The sequence below is a fragment of the Mycobacterium gordonae genome (genome assembly GCF_017086405.1).
In the GTDB taxonomy this organism is placed as follows: Bacteria; Actinomycetota; Actinomycetes; order Mycobacteriales; family Mycobacteriaceae; genus Mycobacterium; species Mycobacterium gordonae_D.
On record NZ_CP070973.1, the window covers coordinates 1,776,036 to 1,788,860 of the forward strand.

At 68.2% G+C, this 12,825-nt stretch carries 11 protein-coding genes; 6 read left to right on the forward strand and 5 right to left on the reverse strand.

Features of this window, described 5'->3' with window-relative positions:
• The first annotated feature begins 73 nt into the window (after positions 1–73).
• The 5 genes from JX552_RS07550 to JX552_RS07570 are packed head-to-tail and all read left to right on the forward strand — an operon-like array spanning position 74 to position 5,798.
• Entirely contained in the window at positions 74–1,156 is a 1,083-nt protein-coding gene (locus tag JX552_RS07550) for an AraC family transcriptional regulator (protein WP_205876770.1), read from the forward strand.
• Between the two features lie 34 nt (positions 1,157–1,190).
• Complete coding sequence (locus JX552_RS07555; protein ID WP_205876771.1) at positions 1,191–2,672, forward strand: flavin-containing monooxygenase; 1,482 nt, start codon at positions 1,191–1,193, stop codon at positions 2,670–2,672.
• Positions 2,669–4,390 carry a GMC oxidoreductase gene (locus JX552_RS07560; protein WP_205876772.1) on the forward strand — a complete coding sequence of 574 codons (1,722 nt, stop codon included), beginning with the start codon at positions 2,669–2,671 and terminating at the stop codon, positions 4,388–4,390. The genes JX552_RS07555 and JX552_RS07560 overlap by 4 nt, the downstream gene beginning before the upstream one ends.
• Positions 4,391–4,927, forward strand: a complete 537-nt coding sequence (locus JX552_RS07565) for a hypothetical protein (RefSeq protein ID WP_205876773.1) — start codon at positions 4,391–4,393, stop codon at positions 4,925–4,927.
• Between the two features lie 4 nt (positions 4,928–4,931).
• The gene (locus tag JX552_RS07570) at positions 4,932–5,798 is read left to right on the forward strand and encodes a beta-keto acid cleavage family enzyme (protein WP_205876774.1); all 867 of its coding nucleotides are present in this window, start codon (positions 4,932–4,934) and stop codon (positions 5,796–5,798) included.
• 36 nt (positions 5,799–5,834) lie between these two features.
• Here JX552_RS07570 and JX552_RS33245 read toward each other — a convergent pair whose 3' ends face one another.
• The 3 genes from JX552_RS33245 to JX552_RS07585 all read right to left on the reverse strand — a co-directional run bounded on the left by JX552_RS33245 (position 5,835) and on the right by JX552_RS07585 (position 9,969).
• Positions 5,835–8,108: a PE domain-containing protein gene (locus tag JX552_RS33245; RefSeq protein ID WP_431195966.1), complete on the reverse strand. Its 2,274-nt coding sequence runs from the start codon at positions 8,106–8,108 to the stop codon at positions 5,835–5,837.
• Positions 8,109–8,272: 164 nt separating this feature from the next.
• A complete protein-coding gene (locus JX552_RS07580) occupies positions 8,273–8,794 on the reverse strand; it encodes a DUF302 domain-containing protein (RefSeq protein WP_205876776.1) in 522 nt (173 codons plus the stop codon).
• Entirely contained in the window at positions 8,794–9,969 is a 1,176-nt protein-coding gene (locus JX552_RS07585) for a thiolase family protein (RefSeq protein ID WP_205876777.1), read from the reverse strand. Before JX552_RS07585 ends, JX552_RS07580 begins: the two co-directional genes overlap by 1 nt.
• A 97-nt stretch (positions 9,970–10,066) precedes the next feature.
• Here JX552_RS07585 and JX552_RS07590 point away from each other — a divergent pair, with 97 nt between their 5' ends.
• Positions 10,067–10,543: a winged helix-turn-helix transcriptional regulator gene (locus JX552_RS07590; protein WP_205876778.1), complete on the forward strand. Its 477-nt coding sequence runs from the start codon at positions 10,067–10,069 to the stop codon at positions 10,541–10,543.
• On the opposite strand, the gene rsgA is transcribed toward JX552_RS07590, so the two are convergent.
• Both rsgA and aroA read right to left on the reverse strand, forming a co-directional pair.
• Positions 10,530–11,510 (reverse strand): ribosome small subunit-dependent GTPase A, encoded by a 981-nt coding sequence (gene rsgA / locus JX552_RS07595; protein WP_205876779.1) that lies wholly within the window; start codon positions 11,508–11,510, stop codon positions 10,530–10,532. The two genes, JX552_RS07590 and rsgA, sit on opposite strands and share 14 nt — an antisense overlap.
• Positions 11,507–12,784 carry a 3-phosphoshikimate 1-carboxyvinyltransferase gene (gene aroA / locus JX552_RS07600; protein WP_241010946.1) on the reverse strand — a complete coding sequence of 426 codons (1,278 nt, stop codon included), beginning with the start codon at positions 12,782–12,784 and terminating at the stop codon, positions 11,507–11,509. The genes rsgA and aroA overlap by 4 nt, the downstream gene beginning before the upstream one ends.
• Between the last annotated feature and the right edge of the window lie 41 nt (positions 12,785–12,825).

Consider the following 12,825-nt stretch of genomic DNA (forward strand, 5'->3'; position numbering starts at 1 on the left):
ATTTCGCGCCTCAGCCCGCCATGACGTCACGTTCGGCGACAAGTCGGTTCGCCCGGGCGGCCATACTGGTCTAATGCAGGTGTTCGTCGGGTCCCAGGTGTCGCACTGGGATTTTCCGCGGACCACCGCCAGCGTCGCCCTGATGTCCGAATTCGCTTGCGAGAAAGGACTTTCGGCGGAAGACGTGCTCAAGGGCTCCGGACTGTCGGAAGCCGATCTGCACGACCACGAACGGATGATCCTGGGCCGCCAGGAGTTGGCGGTCGCGACGAACCTGGTGAAACTGCTGGGCGAGCCGGCCGAGCTTGGCGTGCGGGTGGGTCGCAGCTATTACGTCGGTTCCTTCGGCATCTTCGGATTCGCCTGCCTGACCAGCTCGACGCTGGGCGACGCGGTCCGGTTCGCGGCCCGGTACTACGACCTGAGCTACGGCTTCTGCCTGCCGACTGTCACCATGGCGGGAACCGAGGTGGCGTTGCGGCTCGACCTGCCCGAGTTGACCGGTCCGGTGGCCGAGTTCCTGATGCGCCGTGACCTGGCGGCGATCGCCCGGGTGATGTCGGAGTTGCTCGGCAGTCCCATCCCGTTCACCTCGATCGACTTCGCGGGCCCGCCGCCGTCGTCGGGGGACGCCGCGGCCTGCGAGGCGTTCGGGGTGACGCCGGGTTACGGCGCCCCGGCCACCGTGGCCTGCTGGCCGGCCGGGCTGCTGGACAACCGGCTACCCCAGGCCAGCGAGATGAGCAGAATCATGTGCGAGCAGCAGTGCCAGGCTCTGCTGGAGCGCCGCCGCCAGCGCACCGGGGTCGCCCGGCAGGTCCGCGACCGGCTGGCATCCGTCGACGGCGAACCGCACACGATCTGGGCCGTGGCCCGCCAACTGGCGATGAGCGAGCGGACCCTGCGGCGGCGGCTGGCCGAAGAGAACACCACTTTCCGGGAGCTGGTCGAGGAGGTGCACCGGGTGTTGGCCGAGGAGCTGTTGGCAACCGGCGCGCTCTCGGTGGAGGATGTGGCGTTGCGGCTGGGCTATGCCGAGGCGACCAGCTTCATCGCCGCGTTCAAGCGGTGGACGGGGACGACGCCGGCCCGCTATCAGCGCTCGGTGACGGCACGTTTGGCCGGAATCATGGATTTGTCGACCGCAATCGGCTGACGGCGCGGCGCTGCCCGCTCGTAACGTCGGATGCATGACATCAACACCTCGCGTTGTGGTGATCGGGGCCGGCTTCGGTGGGCTCGCCGCCGCCTACGAGTTGTCCAGGGACGGCCTCGCCGACGTCACGGTGCTGGAGAAGGCCGACGACATCGGTGGTGTCTGGCGGGAGAACACCTACCCAGGCGCAGCCTGTGACGTCCCCTCGAACCTGTACTCGTACTCGTTTGCCCGCAAGACCGACTGGGGCCGCCGTTACGCCGAGCAACCCGACATCTTGGGCTACATTCACGACACCGCGGACCGGTTCGGGCTGCGCGGCCTGGTGCGGACCGGCGTTGAGGTCACCTCCGCCAGCTACGACGACAGCACCGCCACCTGGCGGGTGGCGACATCGGCTGGAGATGTCGTCGAGGCCGACGTGCTGGTGCCCGCGGTGGGGCAGCTGTCCCGGCCGGCGTTGCCCGACATTCCGGGACTCGGCACGTTTGAGGGTCCGTCGTTCCACTCGGCGCAGTGGCGCCACGACGTCGACCTGACCGGCAAGCGGGTCGCGGTGCTGGGCACCGGAGCCTCGGCGATCCAGTTCGTCCCGCGCATCCGCCAGGACGCGGCGCAGGTAACCGTCTTCCAGCGCTCGGCGCCCTACGTGGTGCCGAAGCTGGACCGGGCCTACACCGACTCCCACCACGCCGCCTTCGCGAAGGTCCCAGGTTTCGCCGCGGCCATGCGCGGCACCATCTGGGAGACCACCGAACTACTCGGCTTCGCGCTCACCAAGGCGGCGCCCCTGGCGCGGGTGCTGAAGACCGTCGCGATGTCAAACCTCAAGCGCCACATCAAGGATCCGGTGCTGCGGGCAAAGCTCATCCCCGACTACCCGATCGGGTGCAAGCGTGTGCTGTTCAGCAGCGAATGGTATCCGGCGCTGGCGTGCGACAACGTCGACGTCGAGACCGGGGCAATCACCGAGGTGACGCCGACGGGGGTGCGGACCGCCGACGGCAGACTGCACGACGTCGACGTGATCGTCTACGGCACCGGCTTCAAGGCCACCGAATTCCTGGCCCCGATGACGATCACCGGTCGCGACGGGCGCGACCTGCACACCGAATGGGCCGGCGGGGCCCGCGCCCACCTCGGCATGGCCGTGCCGGGCTTCCCCAACATGTTCCTGATCTACGGCCCGAACACCAACCTCGGCAGCAGCTCGATCATCCTGATGATGGAGCAGCAGGCCCGTTACATCCGCCAGGTCGTGCGGGAGCTGGCCCGCGGCGGGGGGGCCCGCGCGTTCGAGGTCCGCCGCGACGTCGAGCAGGCTTACGACTCGGGCGTGCAGTCCCGCCTGGAGCGCGGGGTGTGGACGACCTGCGACTCCTGGTACCGCGCCTCCTCGGGCCGGGTCACCACCAACTGGCCCGGGCTGGTCCACGAGTATCAGCGCCGCACCCGTTTCGTGGCGCTGGCGGACTACCACGAAATTCTCCCGGTACCGGCGGAGGTCAACGCGTGAGCGGCTTCGACTATGACGTGCTCGTTGTCGGGTCCGGTTTCGGTGGCAGCGTCACCGCGCTGCGGTTGAGCGAAAAAGGCTATTGCGTAGGCGTTCTCGAGGCGGGCCGGCGATTCCGCGACGAGGACTTCGCGAAGAACAGTTGGCATGTGCGCGATTATCTGTTCAAGCCGTCGGTCGGCTGCTACGGCATCCAGCGGATCGACGTGCTCTCCGATGCCGTGGTGCTCAGCGGCGCCGGGGTCGGTGGCGGTTCGCTGGTCTACGCCAACACGCTGTACGAGCCCGGCGACCCGTTCTACAACGATCCGCGGTGGAGCGGGATCACCGACTGGAAAGACGAGCTCGCGCCCTGGTACGACCAGGCCACCCGGATGCTCGGCATCGAAACCTATCCGCGCACAACACCTTCGGACAAGGTGATGCTGCAGATCGCCACCGACCTCGGCGTCGCCGACTCCTTCCATGCCACCCGCGTCGGGGTGTGTTTCAGCGGCGCCGACGGACTGGCCGCCCCGGGCGCTGGGGTGGGCGACCCCTATTTCGGTGGCGTCGGCCCGGACCGCAACGCCTGCCTGCATTGCGGCGAGTGCATGACGGGTTGCCGGCACAACGCCAAGAACACGCTCGTCAAGAACTACCTGTATCTGGCCGAAAAGCTCGGTGCGACAATCCATCCGCTGACCACGGTGGTCGATGTCCGGCCGCGCCGGGACGGCGGGTACGACGTGCTCACCCGTCGCACCGGCAGCAAGCTGCGCCGGCGGCGCCGGACCTTCACCGCCGAGCAGGTGGTGTTCTCCGCGGCCGCGCTCGGCACCCAGCGACTGTTGCACCGGTTGCGCGACGGTGGCAGTCTGCCGCACATTTCGTCCAAGCTGGGCGAGCTGTCGCGCACCAACTCCGAGGCGATCCTGGCCGTACGGGCGCGCCGCGACGATGTGGACTACTCCGAGGGCGTGGCCATCACGTCGTCCATTCACCCCGACGAGCACACCCACGTCGAACCCTGTCGCTACGGCCACGATTCCAACCTGATGGGCTTGTTGGGCACGGTGCTGGTCGACGGGCTGGACGGTGGGCTCGGAAGAAGGGGCCGCTGGCGTACCGGCATGAAAGAGCTGGTGCGCCAACGCCGCGACCTGCGACGTCTGCTCAACCCGAAAAGCTGGTCGCAGCAGACCATCCCGCTGCTGGTGATGCAGACACACGACAACTCGCTGACCACCTTCACCCGGCGTGGGCTGTTCGGCCGTCGCATGGTGACCCGGCAGGGCGTGGGCGAGCCGAACCCGACCTGGATTCCGGTCGGCCACGAGGTCGCACGCCGCGCGGCAGAGCACACCGACGGCATCGCCGGCGGGGCCTGGGCGGACCTGGCGGACATCCCGATGACCGGACACTTCATCGGCGGCTGTGTGATCGGCGAAAGCGCCGCAGACGGCGTCGTCGATCCCTATCACCGCATGCATGGTCACCCGGGCCTGCACGTGATCGACGGCTCCACGATCACCGCCAATCTCGGGGTGAACCCGTCGCTCACCATCACCGCGCTGGCCGAGCGTGCCACGTCGCTGTGGCCGAACAAGGGTGAGCCCGACCGCAGGCCCCCACTGGGGTCGGCATACCTACGCGTCGATCCGGTGCCACCGGTCAGCCCGGCGGTGCCGGCCAGTGCGCCGGGGGCGTTGCGTGGCAACCGGGACTACGCTCGATAGATGCTCGCAGCGTTCGGCTTTGAAACCCTGGGTGTGGTGGTCGGGGACATGTACTTCGTCGACCCGTCCCCGATGCAAGGTCAGGAAACCCCCGAACGTGGGGTGCGGCTGGAACTCCGTCTGGTCGACCGCGCCGATCCGCAGGGGTCGATCTATGCCGGCATCCCGATCACGTTCACCAGGCCGGTGTGGCGCGTCGACCTTTTCGGCTCGACCGAGAGTCCGCCGGGCACGCTGGACCGGGCCCACCACCATCCCCGGTTCGACGGTTGGGAGCCCGGGCGCCGCCACTTCGTCGCTGAACTGTCCGCCGACCCGGTGTCCTGGCTGGCCGGTCAGCTGGCTGACCCGGCCGCGGTGCTGCAGCGGGCCGGCGTCGACACCTCGGAAGTCACCGAGGCCGATCTGACCGGGCTGGCGCGGGCTGCGCCGGAGATCGTCGCCACCGTCAAGCGGATGCTCGACGGGGTCCGCGACGGATCCCTGGCCCCCTCGCCTCCCGAGCCCGTTGCTGCGGCCCGCACCGGCTGGCTCTGAGTCCGTGGGTCCCGTCATCATCGAGTGCGCCATCAACGGCGCCACTGCCAAGGCGGCCAATCCTCATGTGCCGGTTGACCCTTCGGAGATCACCAGGGACGCTCTGGCCTGCATCGAGGCGGGTGCGGCCATTGTCCACAACCACATCGACCGCTACGGCATCAGCGTCGAGCAGGCCGCGGAGCGCTACCTGCAGGGCTGGCGACCGATCCTGGCTGCCCGGCCCGACGCCCTGCTGTACCCGACCATCCACTTCGGCGAGGGCTTCTCCATCTCCTACGAACACCTCATCCCGCTCGCCGCGGCCGGGATGCGCGTCGGGCTCGCCGACCCCGGATCGGTCAACCTGGGTGGCACCGACGCCGACGGCGTACCCACCGGAGATCTGATCTACCGCAACTCATTTGACACGATCGGCCGGGCATTCGAGATCTGCCACCAAACGGGACTGGGCCCGAGCCTGGCGATCTATGAACCCGGCTTCCTGCGGGCCACGCTGGCCTGGTGGCGGGCGGGGCGGTTACCGCGCGGCGCCATGATCAAGCTCTACTTCTCCACCGAACTCGGTTATCTGGGAGCGCCATTCGGGCTACCCCCGACCGCGCGCGCGTTGGATGCCTACCTGGAATTGCTGGACGGATGCGATCTTCCTTGGGCAGTCTCCGTCGTCGGTGGTGACCTCTGCGCCAGCCCGGTGGCCGAGCTCGCGCTGCAGCGCGGCGGACATCTGCACCTGGGGCTGGAGTTCTATCGCGGCGAGCGCACCCCGACCAATGTGGAACTGGTCGCCGAGGCCGTGGGTCTCTGTAGACGGTTCGGTCGCGCCGTGGCCACGCCCGAGCAGGCCGCGCACATTCTCGGATTGCTGTAGTTTCAGTGGCTTATTGCTCATCAGGTTGTTGGGCTACTAGCCGCTGATCACCGACACCGTATTGTCGGCAAAGTTGGTGACATAGATTGAGCCGGTGGCGGGGTCGATCGCTATCCCTGTCGCCGAGTTCCCGACGCCGATGGCGCCGAGGCTGGTGTTGGTAGTCGGGTCGATGACCGTCACCACCCCGGCACTGCCGCTGGCGACAAAAATATGCCCAGTTTGTTGGCTAATGGCGATTCCGGTCGGCGCGTCGGGGACATCGAACGTATCGATGACAACGTTGGAAGTATCGATTACCGACACCGTGTCGCTTCCATTGTTGGTGACGTATACGTTCCCATTCGGATGGACCGCTACCCCGACTGGTAGGTCCTCAACGTTAGTGGTAGTGATGCCGGTGCTGGTATTGATCACTGTCACCGAGTCTCCTAGGGCGTTGGCAACGTAAACGTTGCCATTGCCCGCCGCCACAGCGTTCGGCAAGCTACCGACCGGTACGGTGTAGGAAACTTGGTTGGTGTCGGTCTGGATACCCGAGACCGTGTTGCTACCGCTGTTGGTCACCCAGATGTAGCCATCTGCGTCGAAGGCCACAGCGGACGGGCCGGAGCCGACTGTAATGGGTTGTCCGGTGACTGTGTTGGTGCTGGGATCGATCAAAGTCACATAACCACCGGTGTTGCTACTGACGTAGACGTAGCCATTCGGGTCAACGGCTACCCCCCACGGTGTAGTGGGGAGGGAGATTCCGGTGACCACAGTATTAGTGCTGGGATCGATCGCCACCACCAAGGTGTTGCCACGATTCGTCACGTAGACGTCGCCACCTGGGTTGGCGGCTATCGCGGAGGGGTGATTGAAACGAGGATCGTGAATCGTCGTCACGGTGCCGCCTGAGCCCGCCGTCCCACCGGTTCCGCCGACCCCACCGAACTGCCCGGTCGGTGCGCCGCCGGGATCGCCTGCGCCGCCGATGCCGCTCCTGAAGCCGGCGATCATCGCCCCGCCTTGACCGCCGTTACCGCCGATCCCGCCGGCACCGCCCACACCGGTGGCACCCGGAGCCCCTTCCCAGCCAAGTAAGCCCGACCCGAATAATCCGCCGGCCCCGCCGCGGCCACCGCCCCCACCGTCGCCGCCCGTACCACCGACCCCGCCGACCCCGCCGACCGCGGTGAATACCGTGCTCGCTCCACCGATCCCGCCAAAACCCCCAATCCCACCGCTACCACCGACGCCACCAGCACCACCGGTAGAGAACAATCCCCAGCTTGCTCCCCCTGCCCCGCCCTGACCGCCCCCGCCTCCAGCTAGACCAGTGCCACCAACTGCACCGGAACCAATGCCGGCAGCACCGGTCGCGCCCTGCTCGCCGGTTCCGCCTGAGCCACCGGCGCCGCCCGGCCCATACAACAGCGCCCGCCCGACACCCCCGTCGCCTCCGTTGCCGCCACTTCCGCCGACCCCCGTCAAGTGGTCCCCGCCTATCCCGCCGGTGCCACCGGCCCCGCCAGAGCCGAACAACCAGCCGCCTGCGCCTCCGGCCCCACCGTTTCCACCAGTTCCGCCATTGACACCGGCCCCGCCGGCCCCTCCGGCCCCGCCCGACCCGAAGAACAGCGCCCGACCGGCACCGCCGGCGCCACCGGTGCCGCCGGCGGCGGTGGCACCGATCAGACTGTCGCCACCAACTCCGCCGATACCCCCCGCCCCGCCAGAGCCGACCAGCCATCCGCCGGCACCACCGGCATCCCCAGCCGCGCCGACTGCGCCGTTGACACCAGACCCACCGGTACCACCAGCTCCACCGTTACCGAATAGTCCCGCAGACCCACCATTACCGCCCGCTTGCCCCGCCGCCCCCGAGCCCCCAGCACCGCCACTGCCCCACAACAAGCCGCCATCCATACCAGCCTGCCCACTCCCGGGCGCCCCGTCAGCCCCATTGCCGATCAAAGGCCGCCCGAACAACGCCCGTGCGGGCGCATTCACCGCTCCCAACATCGACTCCTGCACACCGTCTATGACCGCGACATTGGCGGCCTCAGCCCCCGCATACGCCACCGCGGCCGCACCAAGCATCTGCGTAAACCGCTCATGAGCCAACCCCGCCTGCACACTGAGCGCCTGAAACTCCCGCCCAAACCCACCAAACCACTCCGACACCGCCACCGACACCTCATCAGCAGCCGCCGGCAACACACCCGCCGTCGCCGGACCCGCCGTCGCCGACACCGACCTCACCGCAGCGCCGATCGCCGCCACATCACCCGACGCTGCAGCTAACAATTCCGGAAACACACTCATGAATGACGACACGCCAACCCCTTGGACACCGCAGCGCATGTCTCGTCAGTAAGACCGCCACGTGATGACAACAAATCCCTGAGCCGCCACAGCGACGGTCGCAGACTCTAATGTTGAATGCGCCTGCAGAGGCGCAAGAGTGGTGTACGAACTTGCACGCCGCGTTAGGGAGCTCGTCGCTCAGAAAGTGAGCCGCTGGTCACCTTGGCCGCGACTGCAGCCAGCTTGGCGTCGAGTCTCTCTGCGGCGGTGAGTAACTCGGGATTGGGTTCGAGGACCATCAGCGACGACGGCTTGACGTAGGTCAGGCTGCTGCCGTCCGGTTCGTCGAGTATGAGGATCTCGACCGGGGCGAACAATCCGACGGTGACGTCGTGGCGCAACATGGTGACGGCGATCAGCGGGTTGCCGAGGATGACGCGCAGCGCCTTGCGGTGCAGATCGGCGTGGCGGATCCAGGCCCCATGGTCGATCAGCGCGAAGAGCATGAATCCGCTGGGGCCCTCGTAGGCTTCGACGTTGCGCGCGAACGATTCCCAGTCGCCCGAGGTTGCCATGATGTCCGCGATGGGCACCGGTTGGTCGCCGATGTCGGCGAGCAACGCGGTGACCACCTCGTGGTAACTCTTGGTGCTGCCGTAGCGCACCCGCACACCCTCGAACCGAGTTTCGTCGGGCCCGTCCACTACCCGAGCCGTTCGATGATGGTGGCATTGGCCATCCCGCCGCCCTCGCACATCGTCTGCAACCCGTACCGGGCGCCGCGCTGCTCCAGCGCATTCACCAGGGTCGTCATGATGCGGGCGCCACTGGCGCCCAGCGGGTGACCGATCGCGATCGCACCGCCGTTGACGTTTGTCTTGGCCAGATCCGCTCCGGTGTCGTGCGCCCATGCCAGCACCACCGGGGCGAAAGCCTCGTTCACCTCGAACAGGTCGATGTCGGCCAGCGTCAAACCCGCGCGCTGCAGCACCCGTTCCGTCGCCGGGATGACGCCGGTCAGCATGTAGAGCGGGTCGGAGCCCACGGCGGTGGCGGTGTGGATGCGGGCCAGCGGCCGCAGGCCCAGCTTCCCGGCCACCTCGCTGCTGGTGATCATCACCGCGGCACTGCCGTCGGACAGCGGCGAGGAGTTGCCCGGCGTGATGTGCCAGCTGATCTGCGGGAACCGTGCTGCCGTCGCCTCGCTGTAGAACGCCGGCCGCAGCCCGGCCAACGAGTCGACGGTGGTGCCGGGCCGGATGATCTCATCGGTGGACAGCCCCGGGATCGGGATCAGTTCGTTGTCGAACAGCCCGTCTTTGGTGGCTCGGGCGGCCTTCTCGTGGCTGGCAGCGGAGAAATCGTCGAGCTGGGCGCGGGAGAAGCCCCACTTCGCCGCGATCAGTTCGGCGCTGATGCCCTGTGGCACCAGTCCGTCGGGGTAGCGGCGGGTCATGTCGTCGCCGAACGGGTTGCTGCCCGGCAATACCGACGTGCCCATCGGCACCCGGCTCATCGACTCCACGCCGCCGGCGATGACGATGTCGTAGGCGCCGGCGATGACACCCTGGGCGGCGAAGCTGATCGCCTGCTGGCTGCTGCCGCATTGCCGGTCGACCGTGGTGCCGGGCACCGACTCGGGAAAACCCGCCCCCAGCAACGCGTTACGGGCGACGTTGACGGCCTGGTCGCCGACCTGGGTGACGGCGCCGGCAATCACGTCGTCGACCTGCACCGGGTCGATGCCGGTACGGGCCACCACCTCGCGCAGGCTGTGCGCCAGCAGGTCGGCCGGCAGCACGTCATGCAGCGCACCGCTGGCTTTTCCCTTGCCGACGGGGGTGCGAACAGCGCCGACGATCACGGCGTCACGGGTCATGGCTCCTCCTTGAGTCCTGGCGGCTGAGTATTGCTGTCTATACTCAGCTATAACACCTCGGTATAGTGAAAGCAACCCAGACCGGGAGGTGATGTGCGTGACAATGCTGCAGGGCCGGCTGGCCGATCGGGATTCGTGGTCGGCAGTCGGGGAGTGTGCGATCGAGAAGACAATGGCTGTGGTGGGCACCAAGTCCGCGATGCTGATCATGCGCGAGGCCTACTACGGCACCACCCGGTTCGACGACTTCGCCCGCCGGGTGGGCATCACCAAGGCCGCCACCTCGGCGCGCCTGGCTGAACTCGTCGCTCTCGGACTGCTGGAACGCCGGCCCTACCGGGACCCCGGGCAGCGCAGTCGCGACGAGTACGTGCTCACCGGGTCCGGTATCGAGTTCATGCCGGTGGTGTGGTCGTTGTTCCAGTGGGGGCAGCGGCACCTACCGGGGCGGCATCGGCAGTTACGGCTTACCCACCTGGGCTGTCGAGCCGATGTCGAGGTCGAACTGCGTTGCGCCGAAGGGCATCTGGTGCCGCCGGACGAGTTGGGTATGCGGGTGGTCAAGTCTCCCTGAGGGTGGCCAGCAGCCGTCGCGCGGCGGTGATGCGGCGCGGCGCCGTTCCGGTGAGCGCATCCAACGCGCATTCGGGGTCGGCGGGCGGTCCCATGTGCCCGCAGCCGCGCGGACAGTCTTCGATGGCCTCGGAAAGGTCGGAGAACGCCTTCATCACGTCGTCGGGCTGGATGTGGGCGAGCCCGAACGAGCGGATCCCGGGCGTGTCGATCACCCAGCCGCCTTTGGCTAAGGGAAGCGCGACGGATTGCGTGGAGGTATGTCGTCCGCGGCCGATATCCGTCACCTCGCCGACCGCCCGGTCCGCCTCGGGCACAAGGCGATTCACCAGTGTCGACTTGCCCACACCGGAATGCCCCAGCAGCACGGTGACCTTGTCGTCGAGCAGGTCGGCCACCGCCAGCAGCGGATCGTCGACACCAGCGGCCACTACCGTCAGATCCAGGTCCACGAACTGCTCGGCGAACGGTTCGGGTGGCGCGAGGTCGGTCTTGGTCAGGCACAGAATCGGCCGCAGCCCGCCCGCGTACGCGGCGATCAGTGCGCGATCCACCAGCCCGCTGCGCGGCGGCGGGTCGGCCAAAGCCACCACCATCAGCAGTTGGTCGGCGTTGGCGACCACCACCCGTTCGGTCGGGTCGGTGTCATCGGCGGTGCGCCGCAACACCGTTCGCCGGGGCCCGCGCCGGACGATGCGGGCCAGGGTGTCGGTGCGCCCGGACAGGTCACCGACGATGTCGACGTCGTCGCCGACGACGATCGGGGTGCGGCCGAGCTCACGGGCCCGCATGGCGACGACGCGGCGCTGCGGGTCCCCGCCCAGCACGCATCCCCAGCGGCCGCGGTCGACACTGACCACCTTGGCGGACTCGGCATCGGCGTGCTGCGGACGAGTCTTGGTTCGGGGTCGCGATCCCTTGCCGGATCGGACCTTGACGTCGGACTCGTCGTAGTCGCCAGGTCTCAAGCGCCCACCATTTCACGCCACAGCCGCGGGAACTCCGGCAGCGTCTTGGTGGTGGCGGCGATGTCGTCGACTTCGACGCCGGGGACCCGCAACCCGACGATGGCGCCCGCCATCGCCATCCGATGGTCGGCGTAGGCGTGCCAGAGACCATGCCCCAGCGGTGCCGCGGTGACCACCAGGCCGTCCTCGGTTTCCCGGCAGTCGCCGCCCAGGCGGTTGATCTCGGTACTCAGCGCGGCCAGTCGGTCGGTCTCGTGGCCGCGCAGATGCGCGATGCCGGTCAGCCGGGACGTCGCGCCCGGGGCGGCCAGTGCAGCCAACGCGGCCACCGTCGGGGTGAGCTCGCCGACGTCGCGCAGGTCGACGTCGAATCCGTCATACCCCGTCGCGCCCTGGACTTCGAGAACCGAATCGACCTGTGCGACAACGGCACCGGTCATCTTGAGCACGTCCAGGATATGTTCGGCCGGCTGAACGCTGGTCTGTGGCCAGCCGGTGATGCGTACCGTGCCGCCGGTAACGACCGCCGCCGCGAGGAACGCGACCGCGTTGGTCAGATCCGGTTCCACCTCCCAGTGCCGGGCCCTGACCATACCCGGTAGGACCTGCCAGCGGTTGGCAACCGAATCGTCGACTTCCACGCCGGCCTGGCGCAGCATCGCCACCGTCATCGCGATGTGCGGCGCCGAGGGGAGCGACGCGCCGGTGTGTTGGACGGTCAGGCCCTCGGTGAACGACGCGCTGGACAGCAGCAGGCCCGAGACGAACTGTGAGGACGCCGACGCGTCGATGGCCACGGTGCCGCCGGCCACCGCGCCGCTGCCCCGCACTTGGAACGGCAGCCCCGAACCGTCGACCGGAACACCCAGTCCGCGCAGGGCGTCGAGCAACGGGGCGATGGGCCGGGCGCGGGCCTGCTCGTCTCCGTCGAAGACGACCGGGGTGTCGCTCAACGCTGCCAGCGGCGGCACGAAACGAAGCACCGTACCGGCCAGGCCGCAGTCCACTCGCGCATCCGGGGCGGGGGCGATGCGGCCGCTGACCGTCAGGTCGGACCCGGCGCCCGCCACGCTCAGGCCCAAGGTTTTCAGCGCACCGATCATCAGGTCGGTGTCGCGGCTGCGCAGCGCGCCGGCGATGGTCGAGCCGCCCTGGCCCTGGGCGGCGGCCAGCGCGGCCAGTATCAGCGTGCGGTTGGTCTGGGATTTCGAGCCGGGAACGGTCACTGTCGCGTGCACCGGTGCACGAGTGGAGGGGGCCTGCCATGCGCTCACCGGTCCATCATCCCGTGTCAGACCCCTTCCTGGGTCATCTG